General features: G+C 67.4%; 25 protein-coding genes. 12 read left to right on the top strand and 13 right to left on the bottom strand.

Features of this window, described 5'->3' with window-relative positions:
* Nucleotides 1–219 precede the first annotated feature (219 nt).
* A complete protein-coding gene (locus AC07YZ_RS03335) occupies nucleotides 220–1,038 on the bottom strand; it encodes a phosphate/phosphite/phosphonate ABC transporter substrate-binding protein (protein ID WP_494793692.1) in 819 nt (272 codons plus the stop codon).
* A 194-nt stretch (nucleotides 1,039–1,232) separates the two neighbouring features.
* On the opposite strand from AC07YZ_RS03335, the gene AC07YZ_RS03330 reads away from it, so the two are divergent.
* Both AC07YZ_RS03330 and AC07YZ_RS03325 read left to right on the top strand, forming a co-directional pair.
* On the top strand, nucleotides 1,233–2,423 hold the full coding sequence (locus AC07YZ_RS03330) for an aminotransferase-like domain-containing protein (protein WP_494794027.1): 1,191 nt from the start codon (nucleotides 1,233–1,235) through the stop codon (nucleotides 2,421–2,423).
* A 60-nt stretch (nucleotides 2,424–2,483) separates the two neighbouring features.
* A complete protein-coding gene (locus AC07YZ_RS03325) occupies nucleotides 2,484–2,981 on the top strand; it encodes a GNAT family N-acetyltransferase (RefSeq protein WP_494793691.1) in 498 nt (165 codons plus the stop codon).
* A 61-nt stretch (nucleotides 2,982–3,042) separates the two neighbouring features.
* On the opposite strand, the gene AC07YZ_RS03320 is transcribed toward AC07YZ_RS03325, so the two are convergent.
* Complete coding sequence (locus AC07YZ_RS03320) at nucleotides 3,043–3,636, bottom strand: lysophospholipid acyltransferase family protein (RefSeq protein WP_226492743.1); 594 nt, start codon at nucleotides 3,634–3,636, stop codon at nucleotides 3,043–3,045.
* 93 nt (nucleotides 3,637–3,729) lie between these two features.
* Between AC07YZ_RS03320 and AC07YZ_RS03315 the strand changes: the two genes are divergently transcribed.
* Together AC07YZ_RS03315 and AC07YZ_RS03310 are read left to right on the top strand one after the other, a co-directional pair.
* Nucleotides 3,730–4,566: an alpha/beta fold hydrolase gene (locus tag AC07YZ_RS03315; RefSeq protein WP_494793690.1), complete on the top strand. Its 837-nt coding sequence runs from the start codon at nucleotides 3,730–3,732 to the stop codon at nucleotides 4,564–4,566.
* Entirely contained in the window at nucleotides 4,563–4,778 is a 216-nt protein-coding gene (locus tag AC07YZ_RS03310) for a DUF3820 family protein (RefSeq protein WP_068166182.1), read from the top strand. Before AC07YZ_RS03315 ends, AC07YZ_RS03310 begins: the two co-directional genes overlap by 4 nt.
* Before the next feature lie 15 nt (nucleotides 4,779–4,793).
* Here the strand turns inward: AC07YZ_RS03310 and AC07YZ_RS03305 are convergent, their stop codons facing one another.
* On the bottom strand, nucleotides 4,794–5,390 hold the full coding sequence (locus AC07YZ_RS03305) for a 3'-5' exonuclease family protein (protein WP_494793689.1): 597 nt from the start codon (nucleotides 5,388–5,390) through the stop codon (nucleotides 4,794–4,796).
* Nucleotides 5,391–5,475: 85 nt separating this feature from the next.
* Between AC07YZ_RS03305 and AC07YZ_RS03300 the strand changes: the two genes are divergently transcribed.
* Nucleotides 5,476–5,784, top strand: a complete 309-nt coding sequence (locus AC07YZ_RS03300) for a hypothetical protein (protein WP_226492746.1) — start codon at nucleotides 5,476–5,478, stop codon at nucleotides 5,782–5,784.
* Between the two features lie 55 nt (nucleotides 5,785–5,839).
* Nucleotides 5,840–6,184 (top strand): DUF6172 family protein, encoded by a 345-nt coding sequence (locus tag AC07YZ_RS03295; protein WP_494793688.1) that lies wholly within the window; start codon nucleotides 5,840–5,842, stop codon nucleotides 6,182–6,184.
* A 3-nt stretch (nucleotides 6,185–6,187) separates the two neighbouring features.
* On the opposite strand, the gene AC07YZ_RS03290 is transcribed toward AC07YZ_RS03295, so the two are convergent.
* Nucleotides 6,188–7,438, bottom strand: a complete 1,251-nt coding sequence (locus tag AC07YZ_RS03290) for a DEAD/DEAH box helicase (RefSeq protein ID WP_494793687.1) — start codon at nucleotides 7,436–7,438, stop codon at nucleotides 6,188–6,190.
* Nucleotides 7,439–7,505: 67 nt separating this feature from the next.
* On the opposite strand from AC07YZ_RS03290, the gene AC07YZ_RS03285 reads away from it, so the two are divergent.
* Nucleotides 7,506–7,868, top strand: coding sequence for a translation initiation factor Sui1 (locus AC07YZ_RS03285; RefSeq protein ID WP_494793686.1), 363 nt, complete (start codon nucleotides 7,506–7,508; stop codon nucleotides 7,866–7,868).
* A gap of 33 nt (nucleotides 7,869–7,901) precedes the next feature.
* Here AC07YZ_RS03285 and AC07YZ_RS03280 read toward each other — a convergent pair whose 3' ends face one another.
* The 4 genes from AC07YZ_RS03280 to AC07YZ_RS03265 are packed head-to-tail and all read right to left on the bottom strand — an operon-like array spanning nucleotide 7,902 to nucleotide 9,905.
* A complete protein-coding gene (locus AC07YZ_RS03280) occupies nucleotides 7,902–8,444 on the bottom strand; it encodes a redoxin domain-containing protein (protein ID WP_494793685.1) in 543 nt (180 codons plus the stop codon).
* 2 nt (nucleotides 8,445–8,446) lie between these two features.
* Nucleotides 8,447–8,800: a hypothetical protein gene (locus tag AC07YZ_RS03275; protein WP_494793684.1), complete on the bottom strand. Its 354-nt coding sequence runs from the start codon at nucleotides 8,798–8,800 to the stop codon at nucleotides 8,447–8,449.
* Complete coding sequence (locus tag AC07YZ_RS03270; protein ID WP_226492752.1) at nucleotides 8,797–9,456, bottom strand: RNA polymerase sigma factor; 660 nt, start codon at nucleotides 9,454–9,456, stop codon at nucleotides 8,797–8,799. Before AC07YZ_RS03270 ends, AC07YZ_RS03275 begins: the two co-directional genes overlap by 4 nt.
* Nucleotides 9,453–9,905: a DUF3106 domain-containing protein gene (locus tag AC07YZ_RS03265; RefSeq protein ID WP_226492753.1), complete on the bottom strand. Its 453-nt coding sequence runs from the start codon at nucleotides 9,903–9,905 to the stop codon at nucleotides 9,453–9,455. Before AC07YZ_RS03265 ends, AC07YZ_RS03270 begins: the two co-directional genes overlap by 4 nt.
* A gap of 184 nt (nucleotides 9,906–10,089) precedes the next feature.
* Here AC07YZ_RS03265 and AC07YZ_RS03260 point away from each other — a divergent pair, with 184 nt between their 5' ends.
* Nucleotides 10,090–10,452, top strand: coding sequence for a hypothetical protein (locus AC07YZ_RS03260; protein ID WP_226492754.1), 363 nt, complete (start codon nucleotides 10,090–10,092; stop codon nucleotides 10,450–10,452).
* Nucleotide 10,453: 1 nt separating this feature from the next.
* Here AC07YZ_RS03260 and serB read toward each other — a convergent pair whose 3' ends face one another.
* From serB to mfd, 3 genes are all read right to left on the bottom strand, one after another.
* Nucleotides 10,454–11,179 carry a phosphoserine phosphatase SerB gene (gene serB, locus AC07YZ_RS03255; protein ID WP_494793683.1) on the bottom strand — a complete coding sequence of 242 codons (726 nt, stop codon included), beginning with the start codon at nucleotides 11,177–11,179 and terminating at the stop codon, nucleotides 10,454–10,456.
* Between the two features lie 37 nt (nucleotides 11,180–11,216).
* A complete protein-coding gene (locus AC07YZ_RS03250) occupies nucleotides 11,217–11,723 on the bottom strand; it encodes a DUF4405 domain-containing protein (protein ID WP_494793682.1) in 507 nt (168 codons plus the stop codon).
* 140 nt (nucleotides 11,724–11,863) lie between these two features.
* Nucleotides 11,864–15,355 (bottom strand): transcription-repair coupling factor, encoded by a 3,492-nt coding sequence (mfd, locus tag AC07YZ_RS03245; protein ID WP_494793681.1) that lies wholly within the window; start codon nucleotides 15,353–15,355, stop codon nucleotides 11,864–11,866.
* Nucleotides 15,356–15,478: 123 nt separating this feature from the next.
* On the opposite strand from mfd, the gene ispD reads away from it, so the two are divergent.
* Both ispD and ispF read left to right on the top strand, forming a co-directional pair.
* Complete coding sequence (gene ispD / locus AC07YZ_RS03240) at nucleotides 15,479–16,201, top strand: 2-C-methyl-D-erythritol 4-phosphate cytidylyltransferase (RefSeq protein WP_494793680.1); 723 nt, start codon at nucleotides 15,479–15,481, stop codon at nucleotides 16,199–16,201.
* 13 nt (nucleotides 16,202–16,214) lie between these two features.
* On the top strand, nucleotides 16,215–16,712 hold the full coding sequence (gene ispF / locus AC07YZ_RS03235) for a 2-C-methyl-D-erythritol 2,4-cyclodiphosphate synthase (RefSeq protein WP_494793679.1): 498 nt from the start codon (nucleotides 16,215–16,217) through the stop codon (nucleotides 16,710–16,712).
* A 31-nt stretch (nucleotides 16,713–16,743) separates the two neighbouring features.
* Here the strand turns inward: ispF and AC07YZ_RS03230 are convergent, their stop codons facing one another.
* Nucleotides 16,744–18,075 (bottom strand): sensor histidine kinase family protein, encoded by a 1,332-nt coding sequence (locus AC07YZ_RS03230; protein ID WP_226494722.1) that lies wholly within the window; start codon nucleotides 18,073–18,075, stop codon nucleotides 16,744–16,746.
* A 204-nt stretch (nucleotides 18,076–18,279) separates the two neighbouring features.
* On the bottom strand, nucleotides 18,280–19,011 hold the full coding sequence (gene ompR, locus AC07YZ_RS03225) for an osmolarity response regulator transcription factor OmpR (RefSeq protein ID WP_226492760.1): 732 nt from the start codon (nucleotides 19,009–19,011) through the stop codon (nucleotides 18,280–18,282).
* Nucleotides 19,012–19,179: 168 nt separating this feature from the next.
* Between ompR and AC07YZ_RS03220 the strand changes: the two genes are divergently transcribed.
* Together AC07YZ_RS03220 and AC07YZ_RS03215 are read left to right on the top strand one after the other, a co-directional pair.
* Nucleotides 19,180–19,467: a hypothetical protein gene (locus AC07YZ_RS03220; protein WP_226492761.1), complete on the top strand. Its 288-nt coding sequence runs from the start codon at nucleotides 19,180–19,182 to the stop codon at nucleotides 19,465–19,467.
* A 3-nt stretch (nucleotides 19,468–19,470) separates the two neighbouring features.
* Nucleotides 19,471–20,223: an SIMPL domain-containing protein gene (locus AC07YZ_RS03215; RefSeq protein WP_494793678.1), complete on the top strand. Its 753-nt coding sequence runs from the start codon at nucleotides 19,471–19,473 to the stop codon at nucleotides 20,221–20,223.
* Nucleotides 20,224–20,277: the final 54 nt, after the last annotated feature.

Raw genomic sequence — 20,277 nt, 5'->3', positions numbered from 1 at the left:
CCGTGGGCCAAACGCTGGTTCTTCTGGACCGCATTGCGCCACAGATCGGTGCAACCGACATACCTCAAACGGAGGACGAAATCAGTCTGACGGGACGCGAAAGAACGTACCGGAAACGGCGGGATCGGGCCCACCAGGAGGCCTGCGTCGAGGGCGGTGGGGTGGCGGGTTTCATGGCCGCCGAGTGGGGTGTCGAGATCGTTCGGTGCGGGCGCGCCGTCAGAGTCCGAGCCAGGGCAGCAGGTTGCGCAGGCGCTTTTCGGTGCTGGTGTCAAAGCCCTGGATACCGATGCTCTTGAGCACCTCGCGGCCCGGCTCGGTTTCGGGCAGTGCACGCAGCGCCGATTGCATGGCCGCGATCTGCGCGGCGGTGAGGGCCCTGTGTGCAATGAGCGGGAAGTAGGGCTGCGACACGCTGGTGTGCAGAACACGGTGCCCGGTCTTGTCCAGGGCCTTGGCCACGCCCGAGTACGAGGCCACGCCCCCCACGTCGCCGAACTTGTTGTTCAAGTAAAACGGCACCGCCCCTTGTTCGCGCACCCATTCGATGCGCTCCTTGCTCAGGTCGATGCCCTGGTCGCGCAGCTCGGCGCCGCAGAACTTCGCCATGTAGGACGCCGCATCGGGCAGCACGATGCGCTTGCCCTTGATGTCGGCCAGCGTCTGGTAAGGCGAATCCTTGGGCACGATGAGCACGCAGTGTCCATCGGGTCGGGCCGACGCCACGTACTGGTAGCCGTGGTCGCGCATGCCACGCGCGGGGTAGTCGCTCGGGCGCGCGATCGCCAGATCGAAACGGTTGTTCTTGAGCCCGTCCTCAAGCGCCGCGAACTCCCGGATGAACACCACGTTGACTTTTTGGCCGATGCTCTGACCGATGGCATCGGCCAGCCCCTGGTACTTGGCAATCACACGGGCGTGATCGGTGCCGCCCGAAGAGCCTTCGCTGATGGCCAGCATGAAGTCCCGCGACCACGCTGTTTCCATGCCCATCTGCAATGCGACATATATAAGTAGTGATTTCAGATATTTGCGCATTCAAATATTCCAGTTAACAAGTTTTTGCATTCTAGGGACATCAACGTCCGATTGGGCCCCCGATAACACCGGCAACATCCGGGAGAACCCTCGGTCTCACACGCCGCGCGCGCGCAAGTCCTTTGGCAGGGCGACGGGGCCTGTTTCGCCTAAGATCGCACGCACTTTCTGACACTGGAGATTTGTTCATGCCTTTGCAATTTGCCGACCGTCTCAACAACGTCGAGACCTCTGCCATCCGCGAACTTTTCAAGCTGCTGGGCAAGCCCGGCATCATCAGCTTTGCCGGGGGCTTTCCCGACAGCGCCATGTTCGACGTGGATGGCATCCGCGAAGCCGTCAACACCGCGTTGACCGAAGAACCCGGCGGTGCCCTGCAATACGGCGCCACCGAGGGCTACAACCCGCTGCGCGAACAGCTCGCCGCGTTCATGACCAGCAAGGGCAACCAGGGTGTGACGGCCAACGACCTCATCGTCACCACCGGCAGCCAGCAGGCGCTGGACCTGCTGGGCAAGACGCTCATCTCCCCCGGCGACAAGGTCATCGTCGAAGGCCCCACCTTCCTTGCCACCATCCAGTGCTTCCGCCTCTACGGCGCGCAGCTCATCACCGCGCCGGTGGACGGCAACGGCGTGAAGACCGACGAGCTGGAAAAGCTGATCGAAGAGCACAAGCCCAAGTTCGTCTACCTCATCCCCACCTTCGGCAACCCCAGCGGCGCCATGCTCAGCCTGGAGCGGCGCAGACAAGTGCTCGAAATGGCGGTGAAACACAACACGCTGATCGTGGAAGACGACCCCTACGGCGATCTCTACTTCGGCGAAGCGCCGCCCCCCAGCCTGCTGGCCCTGAGCGCCAGCGTGCCCGGCAGCCGCGAGCTGTTGGTGCATTGCGGTTCCTTGAGCAAGGTGCTCAGCCCTGGCCTGCGCGTGGGCTGGATGATCGGCCAGGCAGCGCTGCTGGCCAAGGCCACCATGTGCAAACAGTTCAGTGACGCCCACACCAGCACATTCGCCCAGGCCACCGCCGCGCAGTACCTCAAAGCAGGCCGCATGCCCGCCACGCTCGCCAAGGTGCGCGCGGTGTACGCCGAACGCGCCACCGCCATGGGCAACGCCCTGCGCCGCGAGCTGGGCGACGCCATCGAGTTCGTGCAACCCAAAGGTGGCCTGTTCGTCTGGGCCCGCCTCACCGGCGCGGGCGGCAAGGTGGCCGACGGCGGCGAGCTGGCCAAACGCGCGATTGAAAAAGGCGTGGCCTTCGTGCCCGGCGCACCGTTCTACGCCTCCAACCCCGACCACGCCACCCTGCGCCTCTCCTTTGCCACGGTGGGGGTGGAGAAGATTGAAGAGGGTGTGGGGCGCTTGGGGGCAGCGGTTTGATCTGCTGACACCCTTTTCTCCAGCGCCCAAAAAAACCGAGGCATTGACAGCCCCCACCCCATGATCCGGCCCGAGACCCCCGCCGACGCGGCCGCCATCGCCACCCTGACCACGGCCGCCTTCCTCAACGCGCCCCACACCAGCCACACCGAAGCCTTCATCGTCAACGCGCTGCGACGCGCCGGTGCGCTGAGCGCCTCGCTGGTGGCGGAGCAGGGGGGCGAGTTGGTGGGGCATGTGGCGACCTCGCCGGTGGTGGTGTCCGACGGCACGCCGGGCTGGCATGGGCTGGGGCCGATCTCGGTGTTGCCGGTTTACCAGGGCGAGGGCATCGGTTCGGCGCTGATGCGGGCGGCACAGCAGACGCTGCGCGGGCAGGGCGCGGCCGGCCTCATGCTGGTGGGCGACCCGGGCTACTACCGGCGCTTCGGCTTTCGCAACGAGCCGCAGCTGGAGTACCCGGGTATCCCGCAGGCGTACTTCATGGTGCTGCCGTTCTCCGATGTGTTGCCACGGGGAACGGTGACCTTTCACGAGGCCTTCGGCGCCACATCCTGAGCGCATGGAACGCTGGGACGCCGCTGGCGGCTGAGCTGGGCCTGGCCACGGGCGGCCGGTTTCAGGTCACGTTCTCGAACTGGTCTGCGTTCTTGCCCTTGAACGGCGCGTAAAACGCCTTGATGGCCGCCATGTCGGCGTCCATGTCGCCGGTGGGCTCGAACAGTGGGCCCAGGCCACTGCGTTTGGTGGCGTAGTCCATGTACGCCATCACGATCGGCACCTGGGCGCCCAGGGCGATGTAGTAGAAGCCGGTTTTCCAGTAGCGCGTCTTGCTGCGTGTGCCTTCGGGCGGCACGATGAGCTGCAGCGGTCCGTCGGCGGCGCGGATGGCGTCGGCCGAGGCGGCCACGAGGTTGCTGGATTGCGCTCGGTTCACGGGAATGCCGCCGAGCCAGCGCATCAGGCCGCCAAACGGGGCTTTGAAGATGCTCTGCTTGCCCATCCAGTAGATGTTGAGCCGCAGCGCGAACGCCACCATCAGGGTGTAGGGCAGGTCCCAGTTGCTGGTGTGCGGCGCGGCGATCAGCACGCTCTTGCGCGCCACCTCGGGCAGGGCGCCTTCGACGCGCCAGCCGGTCAGCTTGAGGTAGGCGATGGAGAAGCCACGCAGCAGGGTGTTGACGACCGGGGTGGTGAAGACGGTGCGGTGCATGGCGGGCGAGTATCGCCGATGACATTTGCGCGACGCGCCCCGGCCCGCCGCGCGCTACCATCGCCGCCACCTCAACTTGACGGAGATCAACGGATGCAAACCACCCTCGACGTGCAGGGCCTGAACGTGATCGTCGAAGGCCGCGGCTCGACCGTGGTGATGCTGCATGGCTGGCCCGATACGCGGGCGCTGTGGGACGACACCGTGGCCGCGCTGCGCGACGGCTACCGTTGTGTGCGTTTTTCATTGCCGGGTTTTGATCTCTCCAAGCCGCCGCGCCCGGTGTCGGTGAACCAGATGTGCGAGCTGGTGGGCGCGGTGGTGGACACCGTGAGCCCGGGCGAGCCGGTGACGCTGCTGCTGCACGACTGGGGCTGTTTCTTCGGCTACGAATACGCCGCGCGCCATCCGCAGCGGGTGGCGCGGGTGGCGGCCGTGGACATTGGTGACACGAACTCGGGCACCTACCTGAAGTCGCTCAAGCCGAAGGAAAAGGCCTTGATCGCGGGCTACCAGCTCTGGCTGGCCCTGGCCTGGAAGCTGGGGCCCTGGCTGCCGTGGCTGGCCAACCGCATGACGCGCTTCATGGCGCGCGCCATGGGCTGCCGCACCGCGCCCGAGCGCATGGGCTGGCAGATGAACTACCCGTATGCGATGCAGTGGTTGGGTGCCTTTGGTGGGTTGCGGGGCGTGGCGCGGGTGGACAGGGTGTTTGGCCCCGTCATTCCGACGCTGTTTTTCTTCGGCAAGCGCAAGTCCTTCATGTTCCATTCGGCGCGCTGGCTGGCCGCGCTGGCCACCACGCCGGGCAGCGCCGTGCACGGCCTGGACACGGGGCATTGGGTGATGCGGCAAAAGCCCGTGCAGTTCCACGCCTGGCTGCGCGCCTGGCTCGACCAGCCCATGGCGAGCAGGGACGAAACAACATGAAGCCCGAAGACCTGGAGCGTCTGCTCACCGTGGAAATGCCCTACGGCAAATACAAGGGCCGGCCCATCGCCGACCTGCCGGGCAACTACCTCAACTGGTTCGCTCGCGAAGGGTTCCCGCCGGGCGAGGTGGGTCGCCTGCTCGCGCTGATGCACGAGATCGACCACAACGGGCTGAGCGATCTGCTCACGCCGCTGCGGCGGCCGCGCTGAGCGCAGCGGGTGCGCTCAGCCCAGCGCCAGCGCGTCGAGCACCCGGGCCGCGGCGTAGGCGTCGTTCGCTGCGTAGATCAGCTGGGCCTCGCTCAGGCGCGGGTTGGCCCAGTTGGAGGTGGCGGCCTTCTTGGACTTGATGAAACGCTGGTTGAACAGCACCGCCACCGCACCTTTCACGCCCATGTCCTTGCGGTAGCCGCGCTGGCGAAACACCGCGTTGAGTTCCAGCACACCGGCGGGCTCCACCAGCAGCTTGGAGACGATGCGCTTGGTATCGTCGCCCAGGCCGAAACCGGCCTTGGTGTGGGCCGCTTCGGCCAGCAGGCCGGCCACCAGATCGCGGCAGGCCGGGTCGGACAGCTGGAACACCCAGGCGTGCTGCAGTGTGGCGAGCTGCACGATGTGCGGCCCGTCGGACACCTGGTCCTTGAAGAAGGTGGGTTTGGACTCGGTGTCGAAGCCCCAGGCCGCGTGATTGCGCAAGGTGGCGCAGGCTTCCACGGCCCGGGGGCCGCTGTCCACCAGGGTGATGCGCTCCAGGCCCAGGCGGCCAAATTCGGGCAACAGCGCGATCTCTTCTTTGCTGGGCGTGGGGCGGGTGGTTTGCATGGGTTCGGGGGGAGGGCTGGCGTCCCGGGGCGGGATCGATAATCGGGGCATTGTGCAACGCGCTGCGCTGCCCCCTCGCCACCCCATGACCTACTCCCTCAAACTCTACGTGTCCGACGACACCACGCCCGAGCAACGCCGGGCGGCCGAACGGCTGTTCCGGCAGGCGCTCGAATCCGCGCTCGGCGACGCCGCCCTGGTGGCCCCGGTGTATGCGGCCTACCAGGGCATCGTGGCCCAGCACGGCGAAACGCCCGACCCCGAAGCCCTCACCACCGACGAACGCATGGTGCTGGAGCACTGGCAACTGGCCGAGAGCGCCGCGCTGCAGGCCGTGTTCGGCCCGCACCGCCACCTGGACGAGGGCGGCTACGAGATCGGCTTGCCCGCATAATCAGCCCCCCGTTGCGCGTCCTCTCAGGGCGATCACCCTCTTTGAAGGACATTCCATGCGAAAAATCTACCCCCTGCGGCCCGAAGGCAAACACCCGGACCGCGTGCTCGACGCCGTCAAACACGACATCCGCAAATACATGAAGCGCGAGCGCCGCCGCGCATTGCCCGAAGGCGCCAGTTTCTGGGACTTTGACTGCCGCTTCGGCGCCGACAAAGACAGTGCGCAAACCGCGAACCCGGCCGAGCTGATCGGCCTGCTCGACGCGCTGGCCAAGGCCGGTGGCGAGCAGTGCTATGTGGAACTGCTCGCCAAACCCGGCGTGCGCCAGCCGCGCCCGGCGGAAGAACCGGCCAGCCCCGCCGAAGCCGCCCCCGGAACGGACGCGGCCGAGGACTGAGTCTTACGGTTTGGTGGGGGCCTGCGCCGCGGCAGCCGCTGCGCGCAGCTTGTCTTTCTTGCTCGGGCGTTTGCCCTTGACACCACCCGTGCCCGGCTCGGCCTGCGTGGCGACCTCGCTGGGTTCGAACCCGGCCACTGCTTCCAGCGGCAGGCTCATGCCCTGGCGCTTTTCGATCAGGCGCCAGTGGGGCAGGGTCGATGCACTCACGAAACTCACCGCCAGCCCGCTTTCGCCCGCACGGCCGGTGCGGCCGATGCGGTGCACATAGTCCACCGCCGAACGCGGCAGGTCGTAGTTCACCACCACGGGCAGTTGCGCGATGTCGATGCCGCGCGCGGCCAGGTCGGTGGTGACGACCACGTCCCAGCGCTTTTCCTTGAATTCGGCCAGCGCCTGTTTGCGCGCGCCTTGGCTCAGGCCGCCATGAAACGAGGTGGCGAACAGGTCGCCGTGGTGCAGCTTGGTGGCCACGCGATCGGCGCTGTACTGCGTGGCCACGAACACCAGCACGCGTTCCCAGCCGTTGTCCTTGATGAGCTGGCGCAGCAACTGGGTGCGCCGGCTCGCGTCGACCATGATCGCGCGCTGCAACACCACCGCCTCCGCTTGCGCTGGCGTGGGCACGTCCACGCGCTGCGGGTCGCACAGCAGACCACCGGCCAGCGCCTGCACCGCTGGCGGGAAGGTGGCCGAGAAAAACAGGTTCTGGCGCTGCGCCGGCAGCAGCGCCAGCACGCGCTGGAGTTCGTCGGAAAAGCCCAGGTCGAGCAGGCGGTCGGCTTCGTCGAGCACCAGAAGTTCCACCGCCGACAGGCGCAAGGCGTTGTGCTCCACCAGGTCGAGCAGGCGCCCGGGCGTGGCAACCACCACGTCGGCACCGCCGCGCAGCGCCATGAGCTGCGGGTTGATGGACACGCCACCGAACGCCACCGCCACCTTGGGCCGGTTCGGCAGGTGCTGCGCCAGGCTGCGCACGACCTCACCCACCTGGGCGGCGAGTTCGCGGGTGGGCACCAGCACCAGGGCGCGCACGCGCCGTGGCGTGTGCACCGCGCCGGTCTGCAGGCGTTGCAGCAAGGGCAGGGCAAAGGCTGCGGTCTTTCCGGAGCCGGTCTGGGCCGTGGCCAGCAGATCGGCGCCGCCCAGCACCGCGGGAATGGCTTCCAGCTGAATGGGGGTGGGGGCGGTGAAGCCGAGTTCGGCGGCGGCTTTGGCGAGGGATGGGGCAAGCCCGAGGGATGTGAATGGCATGGGTCGGTGTTTTGGCCCAGTTTAACGGGCGCCTCCCGCGCGGCAGCCCGCGTTACGATCCGGGCTCATGAAAAGCAAGTTGTCTTCCTTGGGCGGCCTGGTGTATTCCACCGAAGCGGGTCGCATGTGCCCCGGTTGCCGCCAGCCGGTGGCGCAATGCACCTGCGGCCAGAAGCCGGTGCCGGCGGGCGACGGCACCGTGCGCGTCTCGCGCGAAACCAAGGGCCGCGGCGGCAAGGCCGTGACCCTGGTCAAGGGGGTTGCGCTGGACGCGGCCGGGCTGACCGCGCTGGGCAAGCAGCTCAAAGCCGCGTGTGGCAGCGGGGGCACGGTGAAAGATGGCGTGATCGAGATCCAGGGCGACCACATCGAGCGTGTGATGGCAGCGCTGAAAGCGCAGGGTCACAACGTCAAACGCGCGGGCGGTTGAAGCGAAAACCGACCCCGCGGCGCTTCGCTTTGGCTAAAAGAGCCGCGCCCACCACAGTCGCAGCCGCATGCCGATCTCGCTGGTGTAGCCGACGCTGGCACCGCGCAGCTGGCCTTGGGCATCGACCACCACAAAGGCCGGGACCGCCTTGAAGCCGAGGGTGTGGACGATCTGGCCCTGCGGGTCCACGGCGGTGGCCCAGGGCAGCTGCCGCTGCGCCAGCACGCGGGCCACGGCCTCGGGCGGACCGGACTGCATGGCCACGGTGAGCACCGGCCAGTCGCGCGCCAGGCGGGTGACGCTGTGTTCTTCGGTGCGGCAGATCGGGCACCACTCGGCCCACAGGTGCAGCGCCACCGGCTGCCCGGGGTGGGTGGCGCGCCACGCGCCCAGCGTGGTGTGGGTGCGGCTGCCGTCGGGGTTCAGCAGGGTCAGGTGGAGCCCGGGGTCGGGAGCGGGCGGCACATCGCGCGTCTGCCAGGCCTGCACACCCACCACCACGGCCACCACCAGCAGCAGGGTGCCGAGGTGGCTTTTCCACCGCTGACGCAGTTGGACCAGACGTTGTCGCAGCACGTTCAGAGTTCGCCGACGGCGATCAGCGATAACACGTCGGGCTGCATCAGTTCGTCGAGGGCGGGGTCGGGCGGGGCCCAGAGCCTGAGCAGCAGCACGGCCGCCAGGCCCAGGGCCAGCAGCGTGCCGCTCCAGGCGATCGGGTGGTGGCGCCAGCCGGCCTGCAGGGCCGCCAGCGGGCCCGCGGGCAGGCTCTGGCCCTGCGCGGTTCGCATGCGCCACTGTTCCAGGGCACGGGACTCCAGCGCCTCCAGGCCGTCGGCGGGTGCATGGGCCAGGGTTTCGCGCAGGCGTTGGCGCAGTCCAAGGTCGTCCGGCTGGGCAGGCGGTGTGGCGGGTGGTTTCGGGGTGTTCATGGGGCGGCTTCCTGCAACAGGCTTCTGAGGGCCATTTTGGCCCGGTACAGCAGTTGATGCGCGGCGTTGGTGTCGAGTTCCAGGGCGCGAGCAATCTGCGGGACATCGGCGTCGGCGTAGGCCCACATGGCCAGGGCCATGCGCTGGCGGGCCGGCAGCCGTGCCATGGCGGCCTGCAGCTGCGGGGCGCTCAGGGCCGGCAGCGGGTCGGCGTCGGCCCGCTGGGCGTGCTGCCACGCGTCGGAGAGTTCGACGAGTTGCTCGTGGTCGGCGCTGAGTTCGTGGCGCCGGGTCAGCCAGGTCTTGCAGCGGTTGATGACGATGGTGTTGAAGTAGGTGGCCAGCGTGGCGCCGTGGGCATCGCTCGGGCGGCTGCCCCACAGGCGCAGGAAGGCCTCCTGCACCACGTCTTCGGCGTCTTCGCGCCGCGCCAGCATCTGCATCGCCAGGCCGTGCGCCTGGGGTGTGAGCTGGTGCACCAGCCGGGTGGCGCTGGCGGCGTCGCCCGTGCAGGCCGCGTGCCACAGGGCCCAGCCGTCGGGGCGGCTACCGGACAAGCCGGGCGGCAGCAGCGCGCGGCCGACCCAGCGGCCCAGCTGGGTGAGCGAGCCGCCGAAGCTGGCCGCCGCCTGGGGGTCTTGTAGGGGCGCGCTCACGGGGCCGAGAGCTTTTCGCGCAAGGCCCTGCGCTCTTTGGGACTGAGCTTGTCCAGCATCTCGCGCCGCTGCCGCAACAGCTCGCGACGCTCGGCCGGCGTCATGGCCCGCACCTGTTCGCGGCGCTCGTCGGCGAAGCGGCGTTTTTCCTCGGGCGTGAGGGCCTGCCAGCGCTGGCGGGTCTGTTCGATCAGGGCCTGGCGTTCGCTGGGCGAAAGGGCTTCGAGCTGCTGGCGCAGCCGCTGGCGGAAGGCCTTGCGTTCCTCGGGCGAGGCGAGCTTGAGCTGGCGTTTGATCTCGGCCTGGCGCTCGGCCTGCTGTTGGGGCGTGAGGCGGGCCCAGTCCTGGGCGTCGGGCACCGCGACGGGGGCGGCCTGTACGGTGGCGCAGACCAGCAGCACGCTGGTGGCGAACCAGCGGCACAGGCGCGAACGGAAGGGCGTTTTCATGGGGTGGGTGATCAGGCGGTATGGGTCTTTCCCGTTTGAACCCCGCTCCAGACAGGTTCTTACGCGATACCCCAGGGTTTTACCCGGAATTGCCCGGCGCCGCGTAAGCCGGCGACCGTGCGCAGGTTCAAGGGAGGCATGGGCCAGCCCGGCCCCTGTGATTCAACCACCAAGGAAAAACACCATGACCACCTGGCTCACATCCTTCACCGCCGCCACCATCGCCGCCGTTGGCCTGACCGTGTTCGCGGGCAGTGCCAGCGCGCAGACGCCGGCCAGCCTGGCCGATCGACAGGAGCAGCGCGTGGACAACCGGCAGGAGCGGCAGGCCGATCGCATCGAGGACGGCGTGGCGTCGGGCCAGATCACCCGCCGCGAGAAGTTGCGCCTGGAGCGGCAACAGCGGCACATCAATCGCATGGAGCACCGCGCCGAGGCCGACGGGAAAGTGACGGTCCGGGAGGCCGTGCGCATTGAAAAGGCGCAGGACCGTTCCAGTCGCACGATCCGCCACGCCAAGCACGACCGCCAGCGGCGCGGCCAGTGAATCAGCGCAGTACTTCGAGCAGGCGGTCCAGCCCGCCCTCGTTGATGGCGACCATGGCCTGCTCGCGCACCTTGGGTTTGGCGTGGTAGGCCACGGACAGGCCCGCCTCGCCCATCATGGGCAGATCGTTGGCGCCGTCGCCCATGGCAATCGCCTGCTGGGGGCTGATGCCCAGCAGCGCGCAGGTCTCCAGCAGCATCTTGCGTTTTTCGGCGCCGTCGCAGATGTCGCCCCAGGGCTGGTCCACCATGCGGCCGGTCAGCTGGCCGCAGTTGGGGCCGCTTTCAATTTCCAGCACGTTCGAGCGCGTGTAGTCGATGCCCAGGCGGTCGCGGACGCGGTCGGTGAAATAGGTGAAACCGCCCGAGACCAGCAGCACTTTCATGCCCGCAGCCTTGCAGGCTTTCACCAGCGCCTCGGCCCCGGGATTCAGCTGCAGGCGTTCGGCCAGCACCTGTTCCATGTGGGCCACGGTCACGCCGCGCAGCAGCCGCACGCGCCGGCGCAGGCTTTCCTTGAAATCGGCGATCTCGCCGCGCATGGTGGCTTCGGTGATGGCCGCCACCTCGGCCTTGAGCCCGGCCGCGTCGGCGATCTCGTCCACGCACTCGATGTTGATCAGCGTGGAATCCATGTCAAACGCGATGAGCTTGAAGTCCTCCAGGTTCAACGGCGGCGTGAAGCCCTGGACGGTGAGGCCGGGGGCGAATTCGGAGGTGGAAGTCATCCCGGAATTATCGCGGGAGCCGGGACGGCCGTTCCGCTCAGGACTTGGGTTGTGCCAGCACCTTGGTCATCGTGCCGATCTGTGCCTTCAGATCACCACCCACCAGATCGGCCACCGACTGCTGGTCGCTGGTGACGGTGAGACCGGCGGCCTGTAGCCGGGTCTTGACCTCATCGGTGCTGGTGCCCGCCACCTGGGCCAGCACGGTGATCGGGGCCTTGGCCAGGGCGCGCACCGGGGGCGCAAAGCCGGGCTCGCTGCCACCACTGCCGCCGACCGGGATGAAGCTCAGGGCCAGCACCGCGAACGATCCGATCACCACCCAGCGCCCGGTGGGGTTCTGCAGATGCCGTTTCACGGCCGGCAGGTTGAGCAGCGCATGCAGCACCACGGCGCCCAGCATCAGCCAGCCCAGCCATTCGTGCGCCGCCTTGTTCAGGCCAGTGTCGAGGTGGAAGAACATCAGGGCGCCCGTCACGGCGGACAGGGCAAAGCTGCCCATCACCAGCGGGGTGATCCAGGGGCGTTGATTGGCAAGGTTCATGGTCGTTTTCTCCGTCAAATGATCGAGCCGCAATGGTGCGACCGCCATTTGAAGTTTCATTTCCGGCGCATGAACGCCACGTGAACGGGGCCCCTGCGGACGCCCCGGCGCACGTCAGAAGGGGGTTCCCTTGATCTGGGTCAAACCGCGCCAGCGGCGCGGGGAGCGCTCATCGGCTGGCCCAGGGCCTTGAGCACGTCGCGCACCAGTTGCACCCGGTCTTTCACCTCGGGCAGCGCGCGTTCGATGCGCAGCTTTTCGTTGCCCGCGAGCTTGATGTGCCGGTTTTTCTGGATCAGCTCGATGATGCGCATCGGCTCGACCGGCGGGTTGGCCTTGAAGGTGATGTTCGTGACGCCGGGTGCCGCATCGACCTTCACCACGCCATAGGGCGCGCTGATGCAGCGCAGGCGGTGCACGTCGATCAGCGTCTGTGCCTGGGGCGGCAGCTTGCCGAAGCGGTCCACGATCTCTTCGAGCAGACCGTCCACCTGGTCGGTGGTCTTGGCCGTGGCGAGTTTTTTGTAGAACGACAGTCGCAGGTGCACGTCGCCGCAGTAGTCGTTGGGCAGCAGGGCCGGGGCGTGCAGGTTGATGTCGGTGGTGACCGAGAGCGGCGAGAGCAGGTCGGGTTCGCGCCCGGCTTTGAGCGAACGCACGGCTTCGTTGAGCATCTCGTTGTAGAGCTGGAAGCCCACTTCGAGCATGTTGCCGCTCTGGTTCTCGCCCAGCACCTCGCCGGCGCCGCGGATTTCCAGGTCGTGCATGGCGAGGTAGAAACCGCTGCCCAGTTCTTCCATCTGCTGGATCGCGTCCAGTCGCTGCGAGGCCTGTTTGGTCAGGCCTTCGATCTCGGGCACCAGCAGGTAGGCGTAGGCCTGGTGGTGGCTGCGGCCCACGCGGCCGCGCAGCTGGTGCAGCTGGGCCAGGCCGAACTTGTCGGCCCGGCTCATCACGATGGTGTTGGCGGTGGGCACGTCGATGCCGGTTTCGATGATGGTGGAGCACAGCAGCAGGTTGTAGCGCTGTGCCACGAAGTCGCGCATCACGCGCTCCAGGTCGCGCTCGGGCATCTGGCCGTGAGCGATGGCGATGCGCGCCTCGGGCAGGATCTCTTCGAGCTTCTGCTTGCGGTTCTCGATCGTCTCGACCTCGTTGTGCAGGAAGTAGACCTGGCCGCCGCGCTTCAACTCACGCAGCACGGCTTCGCGGATCACGCCGTTGCCTTCGTTGCGCACGAAGGTCTTGATCGCCAGTCGGCGCTGCGGCGCGGTGGCGATCACGCTCAGGTCGCGCAGGCCTTCGAGCGCCATGCCCAGCGTGCGCGGGATCGGCGTGGCGGTGAGCGTGAGCACGTCCACCTCGGCCCGCATGGCCTTCATGGCCTCCTTGTGGCGCACGCCGAAGCGGTGTTCCTCGTCGATGATGAGCAGGCCCAGGTCGTGGAACTTGGTCGATTCGCTCAGCAGCTTGTGCGTGCCCACCACGATGTCCACGGTGCCGTCGGCAATGCCCTTGATGGCGGCCGTGATCTCCTTGCCGGAACGAAAGCGCGACACCTCGGCCACCTTCACCGGCCACTTGGCGAAGCGGTCTACCAGGGTCTGGTAGTGCTGCTCGGCCAGCAGCGTGGTCGGTGCGAGGAACGCCACCTGGCGCCCGCCCGTCACGGCCACGAAGGCGGCGCGCAGGGCCACCTCGGTCTTGCCGAAACCCACGTCGCCGCACACCAGGCGGTCCATGGGGCGCGGGCTGATCATGTCCTGGATCACGGCGTGGATCGCGCCGCGCTGGTCGGCGGTTTCTTCAAAGCCGAAGTCGTTGGCGAAGATCTCGTAGTCTTGCGCCGAGAAACGGAACGCATGGCCCTGGCGCGCGGCGCGGCGGGCGTAGATGTTGAGCAGCTCGGCGGCGGCGTCGCGCACCTGCTCGGCGGCCTTGCGTTTGGCTTTCTCCCACTGGCCGCTGCCCAGGCGGTGCAGCGGCGCCTCGTCGGCGCTCACGCCGGTGTAGCGGCCGATCAGCTGCAGCTGGCTCACCGGCACGTAGAGCACGGCCTTGTCGGCGTACTCCAGGTGCAGGAACTCCATCAGCGCGGGCGTGCCGTCCGGGTTCTTCTCGCCCATGTCCATGTGGATCAGGCCGCGGTAGCGGCCGATGCCGTGGGCGTTGTGCACCACCGGGTCGCCCACGTTGAGTTCGGACAGGTCCTTGATCAGCGCATCGACGTCGCTGACCTGTTCCTGCTTCTTGCGCCGGCGCGTGGTGGGGCCGGTGGCGAAGAGTTCGGTCTCGGTGACGAAGTCGATGCCGCCTTCGAGCCAGGAGAAGCCCACCGTCAAGGCGGCGGTGGCGATGCCGGTCGGTTCATCGCTGCCCTGGAATTCGGTCAGCGAATCGAAGGCCGGCGGGTTCAGGCCGCTGGCGCGCAGAAAGTCCAGCAGGCTCTCGCGCCGGCCATCGCTTTCGGCCAGCAGCAGCACGCGGTGCGCGCTGTTGCGCATGTGGCCCTGCAGGCGCGCGAGCGGGTCTTCGGCGCCGCGCAGCACCGACAGATCGCCCAGCTTCTGCGCGAAGGCGTTGTCGGCCACGTCTTCCACCGCCGGTCGGATGGCGAGCTGGGCGTGGGCGTTGGCTCCGGTGTAGAACTGCTCGGCCGAGAGAAACAGGCTCTCGGGCGGCAGGGTGGGGCGCTCGGGGTCGCCCTTGACGAGGCGGTAGCGGTCCTGCGTGTCCTGCCAGAAGCGCTGGAAGGCGGGTTCCAGGTCGCCATGCAGCACCACGGTGGCCGCTTCACCCAGGTAGTCGAACACCGTGGCGGTCTGTTCAAAGAACAAAGGCAGGTAGTACTCGATGCCGGCGGTGGCCACGCCGTTGCCCATGTCTTTGTAGATGCGGCTCTTGGTCGGGTCGCCGTCGAGCAGTTCGCGCCAGCGGCTGCGGAATTTGGCGCGCGCCGCGTCGTCCATCGGAAACTCACGCCCAGGCAGCAGCCGCACCTCGGGCACCGGGTACAGGCTGCGCTGGCTGTCGGGGTCGAAGGTGCGGATGCTGTCGATCTCGTCGTCGAACAGGTCCACGCGGTAGGGCACGGGCGAGCCCATGGGGAAGAGGTCGATCAGGCCGCCGCGCACCGCGTACTCGCCCGGGCTGACGACCTGGGTCACGTGCTGGTAGCCGGCCAGCGTGAGCTGGCTCTTGAGTTTGGCCTCGTCGAGCTTCTGCTTGACCTTGAAGTGAAAGGTGTAGCCGGCCAGAAAGGCCGGCGGCGCCAGCCGGTACAGCGCGGTGGTGGCGGGCACCAGCACCACGTCGGCGCCGGTGTCCTTGTCGTGCTGCTGGATGCGCCAGAGCGTGGCCAGGCGCTCGGAGATCAGGTCCTGGTGCGGCGAAAACGTGTCGTAGGGCAGGGTCTCCCAGTCCGGGAACAGCGCGCAGCGCAGGCCGGGCGCGAAGAACGCCATCTCGTCGATCAGGCGCTGCGCGTCGGTGGCGTCGGCGGTGACGATGGCGGTGACCCGGCCGGCGGCCTTCTCGCGCTCACCGAGCCGGGCCAGCAGCAGAGCGTCGGCCGCGCCGCTGGGGCGCGGCAGCGTGAAGCGTTTGCCGGGGGTGAGTTTGGGCAGGTCCATGCGGGCGGGGGTGGTGAATGAGGGCGGTGGGCGCGGCGGGCCAACCGGACCCGCCATGACGAACACCCCCCGTCCAGCTGGGCGGGGGGTGTGAAAACACTGATTCTAGAATGCGCACAAGCCATGACCGATACCGCCCACCCGATTCCCCCCGCGCTTGCTCCCCGTTGCCACGTGCTGCTGCCTTGTGCCGGAACTGGGTCGCGCGCGGGCACGGCGGGTCCCAAGCAATACGAGCTGGTGGCCGGCTTGCCCATGGTGTTGCACACCCTGGCCGCGTTTCAGGCCGTGCCACGCATTGCCCAGTGCCTGATCGTCATCGCGCCGGGGGACCGGTTTCTCAGCGTGGACCACCCGAGCGTGGTGCTGGCGCGCTGCGGTGGCCGTTCCCGCGCGGAGAGCGTGTTCAACGGCCTGCACGAGCTGCTGGCCCAGGGAGCGGCGCAGGACGACTGGGTGCTGGTGCACGATGCGGCGCGCTGCCTGGTCACGCCGGCCCAGATCAACGCCTTGCTCGACGCCTGCGAAAACGACCCCGTGGGCGGGCTGCTGGCGCTCAAGCTGCCCGACACCCTGAAAACCGAGGCCGGCGGCCGCGTGGCGGCCACGGTGGACCGCTCCGACAAATGGCTGGCCCAGACGCCGCAGATGTTCCGCCTCGGTGCGCTGCGCGACGCACTCGCTGCGCAGGCCGACAGCGGGTTCGCCGGGGTGACCGACGAGGCCAGCGCCATGGAGCTGGCGGGCCACCGTCCGCTGCTGGTGCCCGGCAGCGCGCAGAACTTCAAGGTCACCTACCCGGAAGACTTTGCCCTGGCCGAGGCCATTCTGAACAACCGAACCTGAGCAGGAACCCCCAATGAATCCCTCGCCATTCAGTCTGCGCATCGGTGAAGGCTGGGACGTCCACGCATTGGTGCCCGGCCGCCCGCTCATCGTCGGTGGGGTGCGCATCCCGCACACGTTGGGCCTGCTCGGACACTCGGACGCCGACGTGCTGCTGCATGCGATCACCGATGCCTTGCTGGGCGCGGCCGCGCTGGGCGACATCGGTCGTCACTTTCCCGACACCGACCAGCACTTCAAAGGGGCCGACTCCAGCGTGTTGCTGGCCGAAGCGGCGCGTCGCGTGCGCGATGCCGGCTTTGAGATCGTCAACGTCGACAGCACCGTGATTGCCCAGGCACCCAAGCTGGCACCGCACATCGGCGCCATGTGCGAGAGCATTGCGCGCGCGCTGGGGGTGCCGGTCGGCCGGGTGAACGTGAAGGCCAAGACCGCCGAGAAGCTCGGGCCGGTGGGGCAGGGACTGTCGATGGAAGCGCGCGCCGTGGTCCTGCTGAACGCGCAGGCATAGCGCCGGGCAGCGGCCCGCGCGGCGGCTGGACTCAGTCCGGGGCTTTGGGCAGCTTCATGTGGGCGGACAGGCCGCCTGTGCTGCTGTTGGCCATGGCAAAGCGCCCGCCCATGCGGGCGATGGCCCGCTCCACGATCGCCAACCCCAGGCCGGTGCCAGTGGCCGACGAGCGCGAGGCATCGCCCCGGAAAAACGGTTGTGTGAGGTGTTGCAACTGATCGGGGCTGACCCCGGGGCCGTGGTCGCGCAGCTTGACGAGCACCCAGTCGTCCCGAATCTTGGCGGCGATCCCCACTTCGGCCATGCCCGTCTCCGGATTGCGACCGTAGCGCTGGGTGTTCTCCAGCAGGTTGGAGAACACCCGCTGCAGCTCCACCGCCTCACCCAGCACGAAGGTGTCGGGGGGAATCTGGGTTTCGATGATCAGGGTGGGGTCGTTGCCCAGCGAAAAGATCGCGGCGTCGACCACCTGGTTGAGGTTGACCCGGTCGGGCTTCAGCTGGTCGGGGCGTGCGTAGTCCAGGAACTTGTCGATGATGGCGTTGACCTGTTCGATGTCCGCCGTCATGTGTTCACGGGCCTGCGGGTCGGCCACGCTCATCTCGGTTTCGAGCCGCAGCCGCGCCAGTGGCGTGCGCAGGTCGTGCGAGATGCCGGCCAGCATGAGCGCGCGGTCCTGCTCGACCTTGGACAGACGCTGTGCCATGCGGTTGAAGCCGATGTTGACTTCACGGATCTCGCTGGTGGCGACCATTTCGTTGAGTTGACTGGCGTTGAAGTCCCCTTCGCGCACCCGGCTGGCGGCAAACGAGAGCTTCTTCAGGGGGTGGTTGATCAGCCGCGCGATCAGCGCCGCACCGGCCAGGGACAGCGCGGCGGCGGTGGCCAGCCAGATCAGCCAGGTGGCGCCGGTCACCGGTCCGACGCGGGAGGGGTCGGTCAGCAGCCAGTAGGGGTCATCGTCGATGTTGAATCCCACCCACAGCCCGGGAAAACCGTTGACCTCCCGGGCGACCACGGTGCCCGGGCCCAGCCGCGCGCTCAGGCGCTCGCTGATGTTCTGGCTGAGCGAGTCGGTGTTGTAGAGCTTGTAGGTGTCGTTGGGCTCGCGCGGCGCGATGCGCACGCCTTCTTCGTCGGCCAGTGTCTTGACCAGCGATACCCGGGCAATGGAATCCGAATGCACCAGCGCGGCGCGGCTGAGGTTGACCAGCGAGGCCAGTTGCTGCGCGCTTTGCAGCGCGCGCGGCTCGAACTCCAGCGCACGAAAGGTTTGCAGCCAGGCAACGATGCAGCCCACGAGAAGCAGGGCGAGGAAGAAAAACGTGCGCCAGAACAGGCTCACGCCGCGTTGCGGACGCATCTCCAGCGGGGCCGGTGCGGTCTCCAGCGCCGCCGGCTGGGTTTCAAAAGGGACGCGCGAGTCGCGCGTCGGTACAGCGCTCACTGGACTACCTCCGTGTTGCGCACTGTGGGACTGAGCGCCTCGGCCGGGCAGCGCTCACCGGAGCACCTTCGCCCTGCGGGTTGCGGTGCGAGCTTGCTTGGGAGTGGCTCGGCGCGGCGTTCATGTGTTGCCGTCGGGAACAAAGACATAGCCCACACCCCACACGGTCTGCAGGTAGCGCGGCGAAGCAGCGTCTTCTTCAATGAGTTTGCGCAGACGCGAGACCTGCACGTCCAGGCTGCGGTCGAACGGTTCGAACTCGCGACCACGCGCCAGCTGCGCGAGTTTTTCGCGTGAGAGCGGCTGGCGGGGGTGGCGCACCAGGGCCTTGAGCATGGCGAACTCGCCGGTGGTCAACGGCAAGTCTTCGCCCTGCTTGCGCAGCGTGCGCAGGCTCAGGTCGAATTCGAACGGACCGAAGTTGACCACCTCGGCTTCCTGCGAAGGGGCGCCCGGTACTTCGGTGGGCGGACGGCGGCGCAGCACGGCGTGGATGCGGGCCAGCAGTTCGCGCGGGTTGAACGGTTTGCCCAGGTAGTCGTCGGCACCGACTTCCAGTCCGACGATCCGGTCCACGTCTTCGCTCTTGGCGGTCAGCATGATGATGGGGGTCCGGTCACCGTTGGCGCGCAGGCGTCTGCAGATGGACAGACCATCCTCGCCGGGCATCATCAGGTCCAGCACGATCAGGTCCACCGACTCGCGCTGGAGCACCCGGTTCAGTGCTTTGCCGTCTTCGGCCAGCATGACTTCAAAGCCTTCCTGCATCAGGTAGCGGCGCAGCAGATCACGGATGCGGACATCGTCGTCCACAACCAGAATCTTGTTGGGGCGGGCGTTGGTTTGCGACATGGAAGTGACCTCCGGAAAATGTAACAAACGCGATTGTGGCAGCGGTAAACGCCTGTCAGCACTGGTTTTTTGTTTTCCTGACCGGCTGTTACAAATGTTGCGTCGGATGGCATCTGCTTCACCGGGCGCTCATCTCACAATCGCTGAAACGTGGATACTTGGTGGCTCATGAAGACGTATTTGTCATCCCTGATGTTGTTGTTCGTGCTCGGTCCGGTCTTTGCCCAGGCGCCGAATGGTCGCGGTGATGCCCTGATGGGCGCCACGGTGGAGGTCGTGCCATCCGAGGCCGGCGAAGAGCGCGAGACACGCAGCCATACACGGCTGCGTGACAGCCTGCGGCTTCCACTGGATGAACGGGATGACGTCGGCAAGCCGTACCGGTTGACGCTGGAAGAGCGCCACCTTTTGCGCGAGCAGCTTCGCAGCCAGACCAACAACCTCCACAAAAAGTAATTCATGTCGCCATTTTCCGGACGCTCCGCCTTTTCTGACCGATTTCATCGCCGCCTTGTCATCCTCATCCTGTTGATCGCCAGTGGCGGTGGCAGCGCCTGGGCCCAGGCGCCCCAGGAGGGCAAAGAGCCGGCCAACATCGTGAACATCGCAGCCAGCGGGTTTCTGGAAGTCCAGCAGGACTGGCTCAGCATGAGCCTGAACACCACCCGGGACGGTCCCGACGCCGCCACCGTGCAGAACCAGCTCAAGGTGGCACTGGACGCTGCGCTCGTGGTGGCCAGGACGGCGGCCCAGCCCCAGCAAATGGAGGTGCGCACCGGTCAGTTTTCTCTATACCCGCGTTACGGCACCAACGGCAAGATCAACGGTTGGCAGGGCAGTACCGAGCTCGTGATCGAAGGGCGCGATTTCGCGCGCATCAGCACCACGGCCGGAAAGATCCAGACCCTGACCATGGGCCAAGTGGGCTTTTCGCTTTCGCGAGAGGCACGGCAAAAGCTGGAGGCCGACGTGCAGGCCCTGGCCATTGATCGTTTCAAGGCACGGGCCAATGACGTGGCCAAGGGGTTTGGTTTCACTGGCTACGCCTTGCGCGAGGTCTCCATCAGTTCGGCCGACCAGGAGAACGCTCCGATACCCATGCGCATGCTGGCCCAATCGGCCAAGTCGGTGGCGGACACCTCTCCCGTGTCCGCGGAAGCGGGCAAGAGCATGGTGAACGTGACCGTGTCCGGTTCCATCCAGCTGCGCTGAAACGGACGGGTGTTCCGCGCAGCAAAAAGGCCCGCGAAGCGGGCCTTTCCATCG

It is taken from the genome of Hydrogenophaga sp. GW101-3F08 (assembly GCF_059424585.1).
This window is presented reverse-complemented; position numbering and strand designations above follow the sequence as displayed.